The 19,747-nt window shown below is 50.7% G+C and carries 15 protein-coding genes; 8 read left to right on the top strand and 7 right to left on the bottom strand.

What is annotated here, in order from left to right:
* Positions 1-87 precede the first annotated feature (87 nt).
* From PKO01S_RS11345 to PKO01S_RS11360, 4 genes are all read left to right on the top strand, one after another.
* Positions 88-813 (top strand): response regulator transcription factor, encoded by a 726-nt coding sequence (locus PKO01S_RS11345; RefSeq protein WP_127531457.1) that lies wholly within the window; start codon positions 88-90, stop codon positions 811-813.
* A gap of 23 nt (positions 814-836) precedes the next feature.
* Complete coding sequence (locus PKO01S_RS11350; protein ID WP_164779576.1) at positions 837-2,156, top strand: sensor histidine kinase; 1,320 nt, start codon at positions 837-839, stop codon at positions 2,154-2,156.
* Positions 2,157-2,266: 110 nt separating this feature from the next.
* Complete coding sequence (locus PKO01S_RS11355) at positions 2,267-2,953, top strand: ABC transporter ATP-binding protein (protein ID WP_127531459.1); 687 nt, start codon at positions 2,267-2,269, stop codon at positions 2,951-2,953.
* Complete coding sequence (locus PKO01S_RS11360; protein ID WP_127531460.1) at positions 2,947-5,718, top strand: ABC transporter permease; 2,772 nt, start codon at positions 2,947-2,949, stop codon at positions 5,716-5,718. The genes PKO01S_RS11355 and PKO01S_RS11360 overlap by 7 nt, the downstream gene beginning before the upstream one ends.
* A 51-nt stretch (positions 5,719-5,769) precedes the next feature.
* On the opposite strand, the gene PKO01S_RS11365 is transcribed toward PKO01S_RS11360, so the two are convergent.
* The 3 genes from PKO01S_RS11365 to PKO01S_RS11375 are packed head-to-tail and all read right to left on the bottom strand — an operon-like array spanning position 5,770 to position 8,256.
* Positions 5,770-6,444: a TetR/AcrR family transcriptional regulator gene (locus tag PKO01S_RS11365; protein WP_127531461.1), complete on the bottom strand. Its 675-nt coding sequence runs from the start codon at positions 6,442-6,444 to the stop codon at positions 5,770-5,772.
* Positions 6,445-6,464: 20 nt separating this feature from the next.
* Positions 6,465-7,490, bottom strand: coding sequence for an ABC transporter permease (locus tag PKO01S_RS11370; protein ID WP_127531521.1), 1,026 nt, complete (start codon positions 7,488-7,490; stop codon positions 6,465-6,467).
* Complete coding sequence (locus tag PKO01S_RS11375) at positions 7,480-8,256, bottom strand: ABC transporter ATP-binding protein (protein WP_174818567.1); 777 nt, start codon at positions 8,254-8,256, stop codon at positions 7,480-7,482. Before PKO01S_RS11375 ends, PKO01S_RS11370 begins: the two co-directional genes overlap by 11 nt.
* Before the next feature lie 235 nt (positions 8,257-8,491).
* Between PKO01S_RS11375 and PKO01S_RS11380 the strand changes: the two genes are divergently transcribed.
* Positions 8,492-11,521, top strand: a complete 3,030-nt coding sequence (locus PKO01S_RS11380; RefSeq protein WP_127531462.1) for an efflux RND transporter permease subunit — start codon at positions 8,492-8,494, stop codon at positions 11,519-11,521.
* A gap of 725 nt (positions 11,522-12,246) precedes the next feature.
* On the opposite strand, the gene PKO01S_RS11385 is transcribed toward PKO01S_RS11380, so the two are convergent.
* From PKO01S_RS11385 to PKO01S_RS11400, 4 genes are all read right to left on the bottom strand, one after another.
* Positions 12,247-13,140: a transposase gene (locus PKO01S_RS11385; RefSeq protein WP_127531463.1), complete on the bottom strand. Its 894-nt coding sequence runs from the start codon at positions 13,138-13,140 to the stop codon at positions 12,247-12,249.
* Between the two features lie 560 nt (positions 13,141-13,700).
* Entirely contained in the window at positions 13,701-14,369 is a 669-nt protein-coding gene (locus PKO01S_RS11390) for a YktB family protein (RefSeq protein WP_127531464.1), read from the bottom strand.
* Positions 14,370-14,403: 34 nt separating this feature from the next.
* Positions 14,404-15,087: a response regulator transcription factor gene (locus tag PKO01S_RS11395; protein WP_127531465.1), complete on the bottom strand. Its 684-nt coding sequence runs from the start codon at positions 15,085-15,087 to the stop codon at positions 14,404-14,406.
* Positions 15,088-15,110: 23 nt separating this feature from the next.
* Positions 15,111-16,256 (bottom strand): sensor histidine kinase, encoded by a 1,146-nt coding sequence (locus PKO01S_RS11400; protein ID WP_127531466.1) that lies wholly within the window; start codon positions 16,254-16,256, stop codon positions 15,111-15,113.
* A gap of 170 nt (positions 16,257-16,426) precedes the next feature.
* Here PKO01S_RS11400 and PKO01S_RS11405 point away from each other — a divergent pair, with 170 nt between their 5' ends.
* The 3 genes from PKO01S_RS11405 to PKO01S_RS11415 are packed head-to-tail and all read left to right on the top strand — an operon-like array spanning position 16,427 to position 19,716.
* A complete protein-coding gene (locus tag PKO01S_RS11405; RefSeq protein WP_127531467.1) occupies positions 16,427-17,371 on the top strand; it encodes an ABC transporter ATP-binding protein in 945 nt (314 codons plus the stop codon).
* 19 nt (positions 17,372-17,390) lie between these two features.
* Positions 17,391-18,569: an ABC transporter permease gene (locus tag PKO01S_RS11410; protein ID WP_127531468.1), complete on the top strand. Its 1,179-nt coding sequence runs from the start codon at positions 17,391-17,393 to the stop codon at positions 18,567-18,569.
* On the top strand, positions 18,562-19,716 hold the full coding sequence (locus PKO01S_RS11415) for an ABC transporter permease (RefSeq protein ID WP_127531469.1): 1,155 nt from the start codon (positions 18,562-18,564) through the stop codon (positions 19,714-19,716). The genes PKO01S_RS11410 and PKO01S_RS11415 overlap by 8 nt, the downstream gene beginning before the upstream one ends.
* The last annotated feature ends 31 nt before the right edge of the window (positions 19,717-19,747 follow it).

The following is a 19,747-nucleotide window of genomic DNA, read 5'->3' on the forward strand; positions in this document are numbered from 1 at the left end:
GATGACAGGCCGGTTTTTTTGTGTATGATAGATTGGTAGAAAAGACCAGAAAGATACATATGCGTGAGGATGAGGAGCTGATGAGGGATGGCAACCTCCATCGTATGGGTAGAAGATGAGCGGGCATTGCTTGCGGAAGGGATACATTTTTTGCAGTTGGAAGGGTATCAGGTACACGGCGCCAGCTGCTGCGAGGAGGCTGCGGAGTTGATCGGACGAGTGAAGCCGCAGCTGCTGCTCGTCGACTGGATGCTGCCGGGCGGATGCAGCGGCCTCGATCTATGCAAGCGCAATGAGCGGGAATGGGGGCTGCCTGTCATTATGCTGACGGCAAAAGGCGACGAGTTCGACAAAGTGCTTGCCCTGGAGCTTGGGGCAGATGACTATATGTCGAAGCCGTACAGTCTTCGTGAGCTGAATGCACGCATTAAGGCGGTGCTTCGCCGAACGGGCCGCAGTGTGGCGGCGGCCGATGCGTTAGGCGATACAGAATCGGATCATTCAGAAGCGGCCGTTCGCCGCGGCTCTCTCTTGATTGATTCGGAACGTTATCAGGTGGAGTTAGACGGCCGCGCCGTCGAACTGACCCGGACCGAATTTATGCTGTTGTGGCAGCTCGCGAAGCATCCGGGTCGAGTATATACGAGGGCGCATCTGATGGAATCGGCGCTTGGCGGCGACTATCTCGGGTTCGAGCGTACGATCGATTCGCATATCCGCAATTTACGCCGGAAGCTTGAGAACGATCCGGCTGAGCCGCAGTATGTGATTACCGTATACGGGGTCGGATACAAATTTGGCGAAGTGTTATAGATAGAATGGAAGGAAGCAGAAGGATGAGAGAGGAACTCGGCAGGACGGGGAACCGCCTAGAGCTGGTATTCGGCGGAGCGGCAGCTTTCGGATTGGCATTGCTTGTGCTGGCTGGATCGTTCATCGCATCATCGAATGCATCCAAAGGACGAGATGAGCGGATCGGGCTGTTCTGGAACCTGTATGCGGTTAATTATTACGAGCTTCATAAAGGTTGGGACGGAATTCCGTTACTGATGGAATCGGCGGCGGAGAATTATCCCGAACCGGAATTTACAAGCATCACGATTAAGGAAACCAATGGACAAGCCATTGCTCGTTTCGGCGGTCAGGCATCTTCAGATACTGTTGTGCGCATGCCGATTGTATGGAAGGGTGAAGTAGTCGGCTATACGGAAACGGCAGTACAAAGTCAGAAGCTGTTCACGCCATGGATATGGCTGCTTGCTATAGCAGCGGGAGCGGTTGGGTTCGGTTTATGGAACCTGCAGCATGCGAGGCGGAAAGCCGCGGTGCGAGAACAAGCGGAGCGGCTGTATTGGCGTATGTCTGCTCTCGTACCTGCAGCGGCAGCAGACAGCGGCATTGATGATATAGGACAAAGCGAAGGCCTGGTTGCTTACAAGCTTGAGCATCTCACTCAGCAGATCGAGTCCTATACGGGCCGGCTTGAGACGGTGCGGCGATCCATGGTAGCCGACTTCGCGCATGAGCTTCGTACTCCGCTTGCCGTTATGCGTTCCCAATTGGAAAATTCATTGAACGCTGGCGTACCGCTTCCGCTTGCGAAGGCCGCATCGATGCATGACGAAACGCTTCATCTCTCGAAGCTCGTTCATGACTTGCAGGAGCTTGCGCTGGCTGAAGCCGGCAAGCTGCCCCTGGAGAAGAGGTGGTTCTCGCTCCGATTGCTAAGCGAAGCGGTAACGGAAGCACTGCAAGTAGAAGCGGACGATCGGGGAATTGTTCTTTCCCTTCAGGCAGAGAAAGACGTCTCTGTCTATGCCGATTCCGCTAGAATAAGACAGTTGATCGTCAATTTGACGGGGAACGCCATTCAGCATGCCAGGCGGGAAGTTACGGTCGATATTGTCCTGAACAATACCGGCGTCAAATGGACGGTTCGAGACGACGGGTTCGGAATCGAGGAAGAGCAACTGCCGAGTCTGTTCGAGCGGTTTTACCGCGGCCAATCGTATTCGCCATCCGGCGATTCGCGCGGACTCGGTCTTGGATTAGCCATTGCGAAGCAATATGCAGAAGCTCATGGCGGAACCATTACAGTCGCGAGCCGCTGGGGCGAAGGAACTTCTTTTCAGGTGAGTCTGCCCATAATGGATTAATGATTAATGCTATCAATCTGCACAACTTCTGCATATTTGCTCCACGATGACTGCATATCGGTCTGTTACCTTTAACGTATATCGAACAAGCATAGAGGTGGAGGCGGGCCATGATACGAGTAAAGGGTTTAACCAAATCATTTGGTCAAGGCGGTGCGCAGACGCGTGCATTAAAAGAAGTAAGCTTGGACATCGGCCGAGGTGAGTCCGTTGCGATAGTCGGTCCATCCGGCTGCGGAAAGTCGACTCTGCTTAACGTACTTGCTGGGATCGAGCCGATGGATGAAGGGGAAGTGTGGATCGGAGAGGCGGCCTTGCACGAAATGTCGGATAAAGACGTTTCCAGGTTGAGGCTTGAACGAATGGGCTTCGTGTTTCAGTCGTATCATCTGGTACCGGTATTATCGGCGCTCGACAACGTCGCGCTGCCCCTAATCGCTAGAGGCATCCGTCAATCGGAAGCGAACAAGCGGGCGATGGAGTCGCTCAGAAGAGTAGGATTGTCGGAGTATGCCAAGCGTCATCCGGCAGAGCTGTCCGGCGGCCAGAATCAACGGGTTGCCATTGCAAGAGCAATCGTCGGCAAGCCGGATATATTGTGGGCAGACGAGCCTACCGGTGCACTCGACTCGGAAGCGGCGGAGCAAATCGTAGGGCTGCTCGACATGCTGAATAAGCACGATGGGACGACCGTCGTTACCGTCACCCATGACAGCGGTGTCGCATCACAGGCTGGCCGAATTATTCGGCTGCACAACGGCCGGGTCGTCCACGATGGGGGAATGGTACGATGCTAGCGCGGCGCATCGTATGGAAGATGGCGCTGGCGAACATTAGCCGGAGCTGGAAGCAGACGCTATTGACCGTTTTGGCTGGGTCGATCGGCGCGATGCTCGTCGTTATTTCATACGTTAATTACACCTCGACGACATACAGCGGAAAGGCATGGATAGACCGGCATTACGGCGCTATCAAATGGGAACTCACGCCGGCGGACGGTAAGGCTTTGTTTAGCGTCGGCGATACAGAAGCAATCAGCAATACATATCGTACTTTTCCAGGAGAGTATAAAGTGCTCCCAGTCGTACATAGTCAGACGACGCTGCTGCCTCTTGACGGACAAGGGCATCCGTCCAAAGCATTGCCAGGAACGTTGACGTTAGGTTTCGATTTCAACGCTGCGGCACAGCTAGATCCTCGCCATTCCGAGCTATGGTCGGCGAAGCTGGACGATGACTCAGCGGTCATCGATGCATATGCAGCTGATTTGCTTGGTTTATCGGCTGGAGAAGCGATAACACTTGAATCGGCGTCCGGAGAAGCACTAACCTTCCAGGTTCGTCAGATTGTACCGCCAGAAGGCTTGACGGGTTATCTGGGGGCAAACGCGGAATCGGCGGCAACGGTTATTGTGTCGGAAGCATCGGCAAGAAAGCTCGCACAGCTTAAGGAGGGTTATGATTGGATTTTCGCAGGCAATGCATTCTCTGCTAATCTCAGTTTCGCCATTCCTGATGAACTGCATGATCTGTTTAAGGTACGTATGGTCAAGTGGCAAGCAGAGTCGAGAGCGGATCAAATGAGCAAACAGCTATTCATTGTATCGATGATTAGTGCCGTTGCCGTTGTCTCGAGTGCACTTCTTATGCGGCAGGTACTCATCATGATTGCGGATTCGCGGCGTGAGCTGTTTGGCGTCCTGCGTGCGATCGGATTCTCAAAGCGGCAGATTCGCGGCTTGTTCGGAGCGGAAGCGCTGTTGCTGGCTGGCATCAGTTCGTTAGTTGGCACTATAGCAGGAGCAGGTGCCGGCATTCTTCTGGTTAAACTGTTCTACGGTGCCTATACGCAAGAGCTTGGCCGAATGACGGGTGCAAATATTCCGGTCGTGCCACATGTCTCGATCCCTTCATTAGTGGTGCTATGGGCTATGATGGGCATGTTCCTATCGTTAATTGCTGTGTTTGTTGCACGAGCTGCGGGCCGCACACGTATATTAGACGCGCTGCGCCGGGCAGTCAGCACGAACCGGCCAGAAGGCAAGAAGAAGCGGCTGCTCACAATGGCGGTGCTTACCCTGTCTGCCGCGGCTGTTGTTGTACATTTGTCGCAGTTAATAGGCAAGCCGGCTGAAGCAACAGGAAGCTCGCTGCTTGTTATTTTGCTGCTCTGGCTTGCTGCATGCATCGGTTCCGTTCTTATCATCTCGAGATTGGCTGCAAGTGCAATTGGACCCATCGCAGCCATTGCACGTACGTTTCGGTTCTCGAACGTATCTATTTTATTAGCTGGGAAATTTTCGAGACAGCATCCTTCCCGAACCGTTACGATCATGCTGCTGTTCGCGCTGCTAATGATGACGCTAACGTTTACCGCTAGTCTGTCATCCATGTTTCAGACAAAGGATGACGTAGACCGGACGAACCAGACGATGCTCGGCTTCGGCGGCTATGCCGCATATGATACGGTCCAGCAGAAGGATCAAATTATGCAGGTCGTGAAGAGTAATGAAACGATCCGTGAGCTCGTGTCGCAGACAACCTATGTAGAGCCCTACATGCTGCTCACTAAAAATAATGGAATTGCTAATTCAATCGTACCGGTAACAGATGAATTGCTTGCTGGCGGCGGGCTGCATATGCACCAATGGTCATCCCAGTTTAAATCTGAGCAAGAAGCTTGGGAGGCGGTTCGAAACGATGAGCGCTATATCGTACTGCCGCTTGATTATTTATATGCGGACACTCGGCAGGACCGGGCCAGCTTTGACCCGCAAGTGCTTATAAAGGCTGGTGAGACGCTCGAGCTTCCGATCTATGAGAGTAAGCATCGCGCTGCAAGCGATGAATGGCAACCGGTTGAGACGAAGTCTTTCATCGTTGCGGGATTCGCAGAGAATAACAGCGACACACAGCTAAACACAGCAATTTTTCGGCCACTATATGTGAATCCGGCTGTGCATGAACGGTCGCGTCCGCATGGCAGCAAGTGGTCGGACCACGAGGAACTTGGGTATGTGCTGTTGCAATATGATTACGCCGATATTAAGCAGACCCAGCGTATCGAAGAGCAACTGCTGCTTAGCGGTGTGACAACCTTCCAATCGCCGTACGAAGACAATCGGGCTATCCAGCTTGTTAATTTGCAAATGTCGAGGGGCTTTATCGGATTCACGGCTTTATCGGCATTGATCGGGCTTTTCGGCTTGGCTATCATTCAGTTCCGAGCAGTCGGAGAGCGGGCGAGCACGATCGCAATGATGCGCTGCGTCGGATTATCCGGACGGCACATTAGCGGTATGTTTATACTAGAGGGAAGCATTATTGGCATCGCGGGTCTGCTCGTCGGTTGTCTAATCGGCAGTACGGGGGCGACGGTATTTATCCGTACGTTATCACAGGATGTATTGCCAGGCGAAAATCCTTTAACATTCGAGTATCCTTTTATGCTTATTGGTTCGTTATTGCTGGTGCTGCTCTCAGCGGCTGTCGCCGTCAACTTGGGTCCGGCACGCGGGGCATTGAAGCTTGCGCCAGCAGAAGTATTGCGGACGGCCGATTAAATTAAGAAAGAGTCTTCCAGCAGTGCTGCACTGCTGGAAGACTCTTTTTGTTTACTTCGGTGAGGGGACCGCTAAGCCACGCATAATAAAATCGATCGTTGCCTGGCGTTCTGCCTCGTCGTCCCAGTTAGCATCTTCTTGATGGCCATATAGCGAGCGAACAGCGACATAGCCGAGGATGGATGAAACCGTTAGACGGATGATCGTAGCAGACGGAAGATCGAGCAGTTTTCCCTCGGCACGGAACCGGTCCACAACGACTTTCATTTTCGAGAGCACTTGGGCAAGAACGATTTTCTGAAATTGTTCCTGCAGATCGGGATGGAACGGTACTTCTTGAATCATGATTTTGATAATGGACATGTGGCGTTGTAAAAATTCGATTCGGTTCTCGATGACCGCACGCAGAAACTGGTCAAAACTTTCGTATTGGTTCTCCAGTACCTTTCCAAAATCGCGAATAACGAACGGGGCAACAAGCCGGCTCATCACCGGCGCAACGATCGAAAGAAGCAAATCTTTCTTCGTCTTATAGTGGCGGAAGATTGTTCCTTCCGCAACGCCTGCTTGCTGTGCGATTTCGCTGGTGGAAGCGGCGGCAAATCCTTTGCGGGCGAAAATTTCAGCTGCAGCCTGCACAATCTTCATCTGTTTGACCGTCATTTTGGATTCGGCATGATCCAGCATGAGCACTTCCTTCAGCCACTCTTCGATGGGTTCTTCCATTACAGTATAGCTCCTTTAATTTATAGCTTACGGTGCTTACGCAGCGCCAGTACGTTCAGCAGCGCGAATACAGCGGAGAAGCCGAGCAATACATAGGCATCCTGTTGGATATCGGCCCAGCCTTCAGCGCGAATCATGATACCGCGCATTGCATCGGCTCCGTAGTAAAGAGGCATGACGATACTTAGCTTTTGCAGCCAAGGATTCATAGCGTCCAGATTGAATAGCCCGGAGAAGAATGCCTGCGGCACAATGACGATCGGAATAAACTGAATGATTTGAAACTCCGAGCTTGCAAACGAAGAGAGAAGTGTTCCCAGCGTGAGCGCCGTAAGGGAGAGCAGCAAATTGATTAACAGCATATAGCCGATCGAGCCAGTCATATATAAACCGAGCACTTTGACAGAAAACCAGGCGATTAGAGTAGCTTGCAGCAGAGCGAACAGTCCGAATCCGACCAAATAACCGGTTACGATCTCTTGCCTTCGAATGGGCGTCGCAAGTAGTCTCTCCAGCGTTCCGCTCGTTCGCTCGCGAAGGAACGACACACCTGCAAGCAAGAAAACGAAGAAGAAGGAGAAGAATCCGATCAGCACTGGGCCGAATGAATCGAACGAAGCCATATCGGAGCTGCCGTGCAAATAAGTGACAGCTGGCAGTGCCTCGGTGCTGACGTTTCCGCGCAGCGCATTTTGGATGAGCAGAAGTACCGCTTTGCTCTTGGAAGGGTCACTGCCTTCCAGCGTAAGAGCTGGCTGATTGTTTTCTTGTCGTGTAATTACAGCCTCTAGTTTACCCTTCCTTAAATCTTCAAGTGCAGACTCCAGATCGTCATAAGCTCGTACGTCTGCGCCTGCGTCATCCAATCTGGCGCTAAGTTCGCTGGGGAGTTGAGCAGTTCCCATTGTAATGGTTACCGCTTGCCCGTCAAAGACGAGCTTCATCAGAGTCAGTATGAGCAGAGGAGCGAGCAGCAACAGCGCCAGCGTTCGCCGGTCCCGCAGAAACTGCTGAATGATTCTTAGCGCCAGTGCGTTAACTCTCATCATGTTGGCCCCCAAACCGTTGCTGCTGACTGAGTGCAATGAAAGCTTCTTCGATGCTGCCGCATCCAGTAGAAGCTATAATGCTGGCAGGACTGTCGACCGCGATCAAATGACCGTCACGGATTAGGCCAAGCCGATCGCACTTTTCTGCTTCATCCATGACGTGAGTCGTGACGATGACAGTGGTGCCGTTTTTGGCAAGTATCTTAAGTTCTTTCCATACCGACTTCCGAAGGACAGGATCGATGCCAACCGTCGGTTCGTCCAGCACGAGCACTTCCGGCTGGTGAAGAAGGGCAATAGCAAGCGACAGCCTGCGTTTCATTCCGCCAGAGAAGGCGGTCACCGGCTTATGAAGATGTTCGGATAAATCAACTAAAGCAGCCGTTTCATCGATACGTTGTCTTAATGATTGCCGATTCAATCCATACAGCTTGCCGAAAAACATCATGTTCTGTCTGCCGGACAATTCCATATACAGAGCATCGGATTGCGCCATGTAGCCGAAGCGATGCAGCATTTCGAGTTTAGGCAGGGGTACGCCAAGCATACTGACAGATCCTTTGTCTGCCTTATCGATACCTGTCATCAGTTTGACGAGCGTCGTTTTGCCTGAACCTGAAGGGCCAAGCAGCCCGAAAAGTTCACCGCGTGGAATGGTTAATGATACGTCATCGATAATACGTTGTTGACCGAATGAGCGAGTGACACCCGATATTACCACAGCTGGTTCGGCACTCACGGTTTCACTTTGCAGGACACTCATATGTTTCACTCCGATCTATAAGAAATGAGTGGTGACTCACATCGAGTATAAGCGATTTAACTCGGCATGTGAAGTGAGTAATCACTCACTTTTATCTACGTCTCAAGGCTGAGACGGATTTCCAACTCCAGGCGAGTCGGAAATACCGACCTTGGACGTTTCTCGTCTATTGTTTGCTCCTGTATCATTACTTGTGGATATAAAGAGATGGAATATAAAGGAGTAGGATAGGACAATGAGTAAATTAACGGAATGGGCATTTCGTAATCGATCGGCAGTTGCGCTGCTGATCATAATGGCACTGGGGATTGGCGCGATCAGTTATGCCAGATTGCCGATGGAGTTCTTGCCGAAGATGGATCAGCCGAGTGTAGCGGTAACGGTTATCGCACCAGGCTATGATGCGAAATCGGTTGAGAAAATGGTTACCGATCCGCTTGAGCAAGCGGTTCAGTTCTCGAAGGGCAAGACCGATATGTTTTCAACAACAGGCAATGGGTACGGCAACATTCAAGTTTCGTTCGATTCCAAAACGAATATGAAAGAAGCGAAAGCGGAGATCGAACGGAGCGTCAGCGCTGTTCAGCTCCCTGAGCGCGTGATGAAACCGTTCGTCGTTCAATACGATACATCCATGATTCCAATTGCTTGGCTTGCTGTAACATTTGACGAGAGTATCAGTGATGCAGACAAAGAAGCGAAAATCAATGATATCGAGAAGCAAATCAAACAAATCAAAGGCGCGGGCCAAGTTACGATTGACGGACGTGTTGCCCCAGCAGTGAGTATTACGCCGGACACAGCTAAGCTGGCAAGCAAAGGCGTTCCGTTCCAAGCCATTATGGGCGTCCTTCAAGGCAGAGGGGAAACGGCTTCGATCGGGGAGCAAAATATCGATGGCGCAGCTGGCAATATCAAAGTAAGCGGCGCAATCCAAGATCTTGAGACGCTTCGCAAGTTGCCTGTTGCACCTGGTGTAGCTTTAGGTGATGTAGCGACGGTAGAGTTGTCGAAGAAGCAAGAAAGCGTTGGCCGCGTTGACGGCAAAGATACACTCATGATTACGGTAGCGAAGTCGGCGACAGCCAATGCCGTGTCCGTGGGCAAAGAGGTTAATAAGGCAGTGGACAGCATCAACGCTGAGAATAAAGGCGTAGAAGCTTCGGTAATGATCAGCACTTCCGACCAAGTTGTCAATTCGGTTGACAGCATGCTGCAGGAAGTATTGTTGGGCGCTTTGTTTGCAACAATCGTTATCCTTGTCTTTATGCGTAATTTTAGAGCAACACTTATTACGATCGTATCGATTCCGCTTTCCCTCGGCATCACGCTTTACTTGTTGCAGATTAGCGGTATCTCGCTAAATATTATTACGCTTGGCGGCGTTGCCGTTGCAGTAGGTCGATTGGTAGACGACAGTATCGTCGTAATCGAGAACATCTATCGAAGAGCACAGAAGGAAGCATTCTCGTTCAAGCTGGTTACCGATGCGACGAAAGAAGTATCGACGGCAATCACTTCCTCTACACTCGTTACCGTCGCGGTATTCCTTCCGATGGCACTGCTTCGCGGATCGCTGCAGGCGCTCCTTCTGCCATTCGCATTGACGGTCGGTTACTCGCTCTTGGCATCTCTGCTTGTAGCGCTGACGGTGGTACCGATTCTCAGCGCCGTGCTGCTGCGGAATACGAAACAGAAGGAACATGAAGGCTCGAAACGTTTTGCTAAATTCCTGGAATGGAACTTGAAACACAAATGGGCGACTATTCTTATCGCAATCGTGCTCTGTGCAGGTTCTATCGCGACTTATATCGGTATTCCGAAAGGCGCGATCGATTCTTCGAACGCCGAGCAACTCAACGTGACACTTGAATATCCAAGCGATACGACGGTGGAGAAGGTGCTCGCGAACGGCGAGAAGCTCGAAAAGTATTTGACGGATCATCAGTCGGTTGAATGGGTGTATATGCAATACGGCAATAGTGCCGATAACGCTCAATACGGCAATGTTTCTTCTCCGACACTCGTCACTTATATGTTGAAAGTTAAAAAAGGCGAAGACGCCGAAAAATTGATGGACGAAGCGAAAGCTCAGAAAGCGAATCTTGAAGGCGGGGACGTTCAAGCTGAAACATTCAGCATGATGGGCGGCAGCAGCGGTTCGAGCGTATTCGTCGACGTCGTAGGTGAAGATCCAGCGAAGCTCGAAACAGCGGCTACCCAATTGATGGATCAAATCAAATCAGTAGACGGTATTACGAAAGTATCGAGCAATCAGGAACAGAAAAAACCGGTTTATACGTTCGAGGTGGACCCGCTTAAAGCACGCGGATCGGATGTCGCTCAGCAATTGCAAGGCTTGCTGAATCCAATGCCGATTGGCACGATTTTGCTTGACGGACATGAATCGACGGTTACGTTGCAGCCGACCATTAAGGCGGACTCGGAGCAAAGCCTGAACGGACTGACGGTAGCGACCGATAATGGCCCAACTGCAATTACGAGCATTGCTAAGCTTGTGAAGACGGAAGAACCAAGCTTGTATTATCATAAAGACGGCAAACCTTATGTACGTGTAACGGCTCAAGCTGACCCAGCTAAACTGTCCGTCGTCGGCAGCGAAATTAAGAAAAAGGCAGATGCACTTACACTGCCTGACGATGTTAAGGTGATTGTAGGCGGTGCATCCGTCGATCAATCGGGTGATTTCGCAGACATGGGTATGACGGCTCTGATCGCAATCGGCATCGTGTATCTCATCATGGTACTGACGTTCAAGACGCTGCGTGCACCGCTTGCTATCTTGTTCTCCTTGCCGCTCGCATCGATCGGTGCAGTCATCGGTCTGCTCGTGGCAAACGTAACGCCTGACATTACGGCAATCTTCGGTGCTCTAATGCTCATAGGTATAGTCGTCACGAACGCAATCGTCCTTATCGACCGCGTGAAACAGAACGAGAAAACGATGAGCATCCGGGAAGCTTTGATCGAAGCGGCGACGACTCGTATGCGTCCGATCATCATGACGGCCATCGCTACCGTTTCCGCGATGCTGCCTCTGCTGTTCGGTTCACACGAAAGCGGAAGCATCGTCTCGCAAAGCCTTGCCATCGTCGTAATCGGCGGTTTGACTGCTGCAACGCTGTTGACGCTGATCGTAGTACCGTGTGTCTACGAACTGTTCTTCTTCCGCAAATCGCGCAAGCAGCGCAGAAATTCAGCTGCAACCGCACAACAACAAATCAAGAACGCAGTCGTTCAATAGAGATTGACCTGACTGGCGCCGCCGTCCCATCGAGTAAGATGGGGCGGCTTTATTTTTTTAGGAACTAGCTCTATGGCGCGGTCGGTTGGTATCACATTCTTTTGATTACTTCTTTTGTTTGCTTCTTTGCTTTACTATCCCGACTACTCAGGAATGTGAAGAATGAATGGCGGTTGGATATAACTGGAGATACGGAGAATGAATAAGCACGTGGAAATCACGAAGGGTGAGAGTGAAAGTAAGCGGAGAACGAATAACACGTAGTCGGCAGGCACCTAGAATGCGAAGAATGAATAAGCACGTGGACGTCACCAGGAATTCGGAGAAAGAAAAGTATGTGGGCATTACCAGGGATATGGAGAATGAATAAACACGTGGACGTCACCAGGAATTTGGAGAGTGAATAAGTACGTAGATTTCATTGCGTAAGAACAGGAAAACGACTTTGAGGCTATGGAAACTGATAGAGTGTAAATGCGAAAGAAAATGGGAGTCACAAACCTATTCCATAATGAAACGCTGCTTGAAGTAATAAAAGAAATGAGAAAGCATTGCCAAATTAACGGGAAAATAAGCAAAGAGCAGCGAAATAGAAAACCAAAAAAGAAATGAGAACGGTGCTCACAACGGTGAAAGTATCATTTAACTTCATCAACGTCTCCTCTAAACACAAAGCCCTACATATGGAGAATTAAGGAGACATGCGGTATCAGCTTCATGATGGGTTAGCTTGCTCGGGGTAGTTGATACTTAGCGAGTAAGGAACGGGAGGTAACCGTTGTTTTGACATGAGTGCATAAATGGAACAAACGGGCCAGCCCCATATGGGGATGCTGTTGCATGTTATACCGGAAGCTGAATTCGTTGGCGTAGGCTTGCAAATATTTGCGTCCGAGGCCATGGAAAGAGGAGCTTGCCCAGTTGTTAAACTCCGCAATACAGCGAACTAATGGACGACAACGGGACATATGCAGCCTATATCGGACAGATTGGACGTTCGCCGCATTGGGAGAGACATTGCGAGCTATGAACAGTTGCTCACCCGTCTGTCGAATATGGCCATTGTGATTAATATGCTCTGTGTCCATAATGGTAAGCCGCAGTTCAGTTACGTTGTTGAAGTCCACTAAGGAACCGGCGGCTAGAAGCGGATGCCTGCGAGCGTCTTTCTCTGTATAAGGATTAAAAGGATTGCCATAAGCGCCGCCTTGGACGCGAACGACTCCATCCAGAAGTGTATGATGATCCGGTTGGTCGAGTGCATCGCGAAGCTTATGCAGCATAAGCCATGCAGTCTTATAGGTTACTTGAATGAGCTGACTCAAGCTGTATGCGTTGATGCTGCTTCCAGAGCGGGACAACAAATAGATTGCAGCAAACCAGCGGCGCAGAGTCGTTCTGCTCTTTTCCATTACAGTGCCCGTCGTCAAGGAGTGGTGATGCTTGCAGCGGGAGCATTCATACAGAGGCAGTCTGCGAGTCATGATGGAATAAGCTTTCGTATTCCCGCAGCAGGAACAGCGAAAGCCGTGCGGCCATTTCAGTTGATACAAATAATTCGAACAAATATCTTCACTATGAAAATAAGCTTCGAATTCATCAAGAGAAGCAAATGACATATCGCACTCTCCTTAAAATGTCTCAATAAACAGGAACAAATATTCTTATTTTATTATATCGAACATATGTTCTGTTTTCAATGTTTTTTCGAAAAATAAATGAATAATCTTTCATACCCTTTTGCGATGACATTATTGATTAGTTCAATGATTCAGGAACGGGGTATTACGACTTATTCCTGAGCGGTGAGTTGAGAATAAGCTTGCAAACAGACTATATGGGAAGTATTGATTTACAATAAATGTAAGTAACTACGGACCCAACCTGAGCAGAAGGGATAGTGGAGCAAAGAACTGAACTAGAGCTTGAGCTAGGGCAAGAGCAAGAGCAAGAGGGAGTATTAAGGGAAGAGTGATCTAGGAAGCATGGAGTAGTGGAGAGAAGGGAGGCAATTGAGTCGCGGGAAGGAAAGGACTTTAAGCAAATAAGACCGTTTGGAGAAGGGGAATGTCAACTGATATGAGAAGACGCAAATGATTTGCAGATATTTGTAATTTCAAATGCTATTCGAGATAAAAAAAGACCATTTCGAGTGAGATCGGAATGGTCTTTTTTCTGTTTAGCCTTGGCTTGTTGCGAGACGGTACAGAGGCATTAACGTCTCGAATGTTTGCTGAGCGGTCCGCAGGAGCGCCTCGCCGTCGCTTACGGCAGGGTCGTTCGGCTGAAGGTGGCGGCCAATCAGCAGTTCTGCGGATTTGACGTCGCGGAAGCGAACCAGCGCGGTACGCCAGTCGTCTGTGTCCATACCGGATACAGGCGTCGAGTCTTTCTTCATATGATCCAGCGAAATGACGTAATCGTCAGGTACGGTGCGGATGACCGTATCCAGTTCGTTAAGCAGCGTGGCTGCGACGTTTGATTTAGACGGAAGTTCGTAGATAAAGGCGAGCCACATAAACAGATGGTCTTCGAACAAACCGAGTTGAAAATGTGGATGCGCTTTATAGCCCCGCTTATTCTCGCACAATGCGAGCCAAGTGTCTTTGGGAGGGTTGACGGTTCTGCGGGCGTGCTTGGCAACATGAAGGAATAGCTCGCCTCCAACTGACGGAGCGAGCTCGGCTGTCAGCTGCTCTCCGAGCGCTTGGAATTTAGGACGAATCTGGGATTGAATAGCGGCCATACGCTGCTCAAGTCCATCTATCGTAAATACCGCAAAGTCGTTGGCAAGAAAACCTGCGTCGTGAACTTCGATGGAAGCAGGCGTAGTTGGTGTAAGTGTCATGTTTGATATGTCGCTCCTAACTTTCATAACTTGATTAAGGTAACTTCAAATAAAAGATAGCGATTTGGGTTCGGTCGCGCAGTTCCAGTTTGTCCAGTATTTCAGAAATGTAGTTTTTGACTGTCCCTTCGCTCAAAAATAGTGCTGCGGCAATCTCTTTGTTCGATAACCCATCCGCTATATGGCGGACGATCGTTTGCTCTGCGCCTGTTAGTCCAAATGAGCTCAAATCACGCACGCGATCGGGTGGATTTATTGGTTGCGCGCCCCCGGTGCCCGTTTTGGATTCATTAGCAGGCGAGGATTGAATCATGCCCGCTAGTTTGCGAGCAACGTCGGGATGAATGAGAAGAGAGCCTTCGAACACGGTTTTAATGCCGCTGACAATACGGCTCGGCGGGACGTTCTTGAGAAGGTACCCGTTGGCCCCGTGCTGAATCGCCGCCGCAATGTACTCATCATCGTCGAACGTCGTCAGAACGAGTACGGCAGGAGCGGGAGTCAGCGATTTGATAAGCCGCGTTCCTTCAACTCCGTCGCAGCCAGGCATGCGCATATCCATAAGTACGACATCAACATGGTTAGCGGATGCGAATTCGTACGCTTCCTTGCCATCTTTGCACGTTCCGGCAACCGTCAGGTCTGGATCCAGCCCGAGTATGACCTGCATGCTTTCGCGAATGAACGGATCGTCGTCGACGATTAATATCGAAATCATTGATTAGCCAACTTTCTATGAATTTATCCGGCCGTTTCCTGTAAGGCAGGCAGCCAGGTCGTAACGGAAAAGCGTTGACCGTTCTGCCAATCGCAATCGATTACGCCGCCGACAAGCGCTGCTCTTTCGATCATGCCGCGCATCCCAAGGCCATTCGTGACAGGGCCCTCTGGCATGCGTCCGTTATTCGCGATGATGAGTGCCGTTCCGTCTTTGCGGTAATCGACAACGACCGTAACTTCCGTTGCTCCCCCATGGCGCATAGCATTCGTAATTGCTTCTTGAGCGTTCCGGTACAGTACATATTCCATACTTGGATAGAGAGCATGCGGTTCTCCTGCATAGGAGAGAAATACGCTGATTCCGAGCGACGAGCTTGCTTCATTCACCAGCTTCTCCATTGAATAGACACGGCTGTCCGCATCCGATGCGGACAGCTTGCGGACGGTATGGCGCATCCGTTCCATACTGATTTGAAGCTGGTCGCGTATTTGCTCCACCGTATGGCGTGCCCGCCCTGTATCGGCATCGAATAAATGAAGTGCGGCCTCGGCCATCATTTTGACCCGTATCAGCTGGTGGCCAAGATCGTCATGAATATCTCTTGCGATCCGGTTTCGTTCCTCTGTCTGAGCGTACAATTCGATCTGTGCTGCATAGTCGAGCAATCGGCGCCGGACCGCTTCAAGTTCTTCGTGTTGATTCGCGAGCTTGTCGTACAACTGCTCGGTACGTTCGCGCCGGTCGGCTAACTGCCTTGCTGCGATCAATACGGCTGCTAACATCAGCCATAGCAGTCCATCGGATACTTTCAGTTCCGTCGCTCTCTGATCTAATGCAGTAATCTGAATAGCCAAGCCGCCGATTGTCCATAAGATGAGTGCGCTTGGAGGCAGCGATAGAGAGAAGACTGCAATCAATGTCGAGTAGGGGAGCAGGTGCAGGAAGCCCCCCCATTCATAAGACATTGCTCCGAATCCAATCAGCTCGGCTATAGCAATGGGCACGGTGAAGCGCGGGAATTGCTCGCTAGTTCTTGCAGCAAGCAGAGCCAGCAGGACACAAATGATGAATGTGCTGGTGGATATTTCGATCGGGCGAATCAATAAGGTTGCTACAGCCGGAATGATGATGAACAAGTGGCGCAACCATCTCATGAGCAGCGTCATGCTATGAACTCCCTAAAATTGTTTTGTTACATTATACCACAGCGGTTTCGCCTGTCGGCTCATAAAATGACTTTTGTCATTTCCATCAAATGACTTTCGAGACCTGCGGCAATGAAACGGAAGACTTACAATAAAGTCAATGAATGAGATATCGAGAGGATGAAAAATAAATGAGCAAACTCGTGGAATTCAAAGAAGTCGTGAAAAAATACGAAGCCGTAACGACAGTCAACTATTTAACGTTGGATATCGAAGAAGGCGAAATTTTCGGATTGCTTGGACCGAACGGAGCAGGCAAGAGCACGACGATCAGCATGCTGTCAGGACTGGTGGAACTGAGCGGCGGAGATATTCTCGTAGGGGGACGTTCCATAAAGAGAAGCCCGATCGAAGTGAAGCGTCAAATCGGAATTGTTCCTCAAGAGCTAGCGTTGTATGAATTGCTTTCGGCCAGAGAGAACGTCACTTTCTTCGGCAAGCTGTACGGGTTGCGCGGGAAACTGCTGCAGGAACGGGTCGACGAAGCGCTTCGATTCGTAGGGCTTCTGGATAAGGCGAAAGATAAGCCCTCGACGTTCTCCGGCGGCATGAAGCGGCGGCTCAATATCGCTTGTGCTATCGTACACCGGCCGAAGCTGATCGTGATGGATGAGCCGACGGTAGGCATCGATCCGCAATCCCGCAACCATATTTTGAACTCGGTCCGTGAGCTCAACCGGCTAGGCTCGACTGTGATTTATACGAGTCACTATATGGAGGAAGTTGAAGCGATCTGCACGCGTGTAGGGGTAATCGACCGCGGCAAGCTTATCGCTTGCGGAACGAAGGAACAGTTAATTTTGCAGTCGGGTCAAGAAGATAAGCTTGTGCTCGAACTCGACCGTGATTCGCAAGAGGCGGTAACTGAAATTAGCAGCCATCCGCGCGTTAACAATGTGAACCGGGTGAAAGACGGCCAACTGGAAATCGGAATCAAAGATTCTCCTACCGTGCTGCAGGACTTGTTGTTCATTCTTAATAAGCATAGCGTTTCGGTGCGCAAGCTGACGCGGATTGAACCGGGACTGGAAACGCTGTTCCTGCAATTGACGGGCCGCACTCTGCGGGACGCTTAACTGAAAAGGGGTGAATGGAATGAATACGTTTTGGACGGCTGCAAAGTATCAAATGCTAACGTTCTTTCGCAGGAAAAATGTGATGCTGCTCATGTTCGGGCTGCCGCTTCTCATTATATTTCTGCTAGGCAACACATTCGGCGGGCAGATGGAGCCTGCAAAAGTTGCGGTTTATATCGGAGACCAAGGTGCATTGCACGATTCGATTAACACATTCTGGCATTCGGATACTATTAAGCCATATGCGGAAGTTCGCGAGGCAAAATCGGCTGAAGTTGTTAATATGCTCGTCGAGAAAGGGAACGTCGATTTCGGCGTAATCGTACCCGAAAACTTCTCTTCCCTTGCGGAATCGGGGCAATCGGTTCAGTGGGAACTGCTGGAGGGGCATGACGACGAACGGAATATTGCAGCGCGCGCTGTGGCGGAGCGATATCTGTCGGAAGCAAACCTGCAGCAGGCCGCAGCCATGACAGGCTTCGGCAGTGTAGAAGCGTTTGCTCCTCTATCGGAAGAAGGCGGAGATGCTTCGGAAAAGGCTCAAGATTCGGTTGTCGTCGGAACGCTGGGTGCAGGCGCAGATCATTTGTTCGGCTCGGTGTCGGCCATGCAATATTATGCAGTAGCGAACCTCATTCTGTTTCTCCTCCTCATTGGTATGACCGGGATGGTTGCCTTGCTGACGGAGAAGAAGAACAATACGTTGCAGCGGATCTATTCGCAACCGGTTAATTTCAAGCTTGTCGTGTACGGAAAACTTGGCGGAGTAGTTGGTATCGGTCTGCTCCTGTCCGCTTTCATCGTCCTGTTCACTTCGCAAGTTTATGATGTGGATTGGGGTAACCGGCTTGATCTTGTTGCACTGGTATGTCTGCTGACGATCTTGGCCGGGGTCGGATTGACCGTCGTTATCGCCTCGTTCGGGACAACGCCGAAAGCTTTCCAGTCTCTATATCAGGTGATTTCGTTCGTCGCATTGTTCCTTAGCGGCGGTATGGTGGCGAATCTAAGCGGAACACTTGGCGACATCGGGAAGTTTACTCTTAATTACTGGTCGACGAAAGGGCTGAGAGGCGTGATGAACGGAGCAAGCGGCGCAGAATTGTGGGAGCCGGTCGGTATTTTGGCGGCAGTTGCCGTCGTGTTGATTACATTAGGTGCGATGCGCCTCTCCAAGGTGGTGAAACAACATGCCTAGTCTCATTATTGCTTCCATGCTAGTCAAAAGAATGTTCGCAAGCCGTCGTGACATTCTGACCAGTCTTATCCTTCCTGCCGTCGTGCTTGCAGTTATCGTAGGTTTGTTCGCTTCCCAGTTGAATGAGAAAGCTCATATAACGGTATTGAACAGCGATGAAGGCGCCTACGGTCAACAACTGACCTCTATGATCGAGAAAGAATCAATGTATGAAATTGAAGTCGTATCGAGCGGAACAGAAGAACAGCAGAAACAATGGGTTCAAGAAGGCGATGCGGATGCCGCTATTGTAATCCCGGCATCCTTCTCGAAGCAGCTTCTCGCCGGCAATAAGCCGCAAATCGTGATGTACCGCATGAATGAGCAGCTGTGGAACGCATCTTTGCAACTGACGCTTCAAGCTGAAACGGATCGGATGCATCAAGCTGCCGCACTGCTTGCGAACAGCGGCTCGCTGAACGAAGCGAATCTGACGAAGTTGCTGGAGCAGGACCGGAAGCAATTGATCACCTCCACAGAAGCGGATACGAAGCTCGGCAGCACTATCTCCCAGCCGATGGTTATCGGATTGATGCTGATGTTTGTCCTCTTGCTTGTCACGAAGTCCATCTCGCTCGTTATGGAAGACCGGGAGCATCGGACGATGGCCCGGATGTTCACAGCGCCTGTGCGTGCGTTTCAAATCGCGCTCGGCAACTTCTTGGGCGTATTCCTGGTCGGCACCATTCAATTAGCGATCATGGTTGCTCTGTCATGCTACGTGTTCGGGTATGATCCAGGCTTCGCCCCGATCAATCTGTTCTTGCTGCTCGAATTCTTCCTGCTCGCGGCTGTCGGACTGACCTCTGCTTTCGCAGGACTCGTACGCAATGGCATGCAGATGGGGCAGATGAGCACGCTTATCATTACACCGACCTGTATGCTAAGCGGATGCTTCTGGCCGATCTCGATGATGCCGGAATATATGCAAAAACTAGCCAATTTTACTCCGCAGAAATGGGTGCTTGAAGCGGCGGACCATCTATCCGCTGGAGGAGGCGCGTCTGACATTGCGATTCCGGTCGTCATTCTTGTCCTGTTCGCCCTCGTAATGCTCGCGTTCGGCGCAGTAGTACTCCGTCCGAGCCGCAAGGCTGTTAGCGGTTAATTCGAAGGTTGTCCATACGAAGAGGCGCAGC

It is taken from the genome of Paenibacillus kobensis NBRC 15729 (assembly GCF_004000825.1).
Taxonomy (GTDB): Bacteria; Bacillota; Bacilli; order Paenibacillales; family Paenibacillaceae; genus Paenibacillus_T; species Paenibacillus_T kobensis.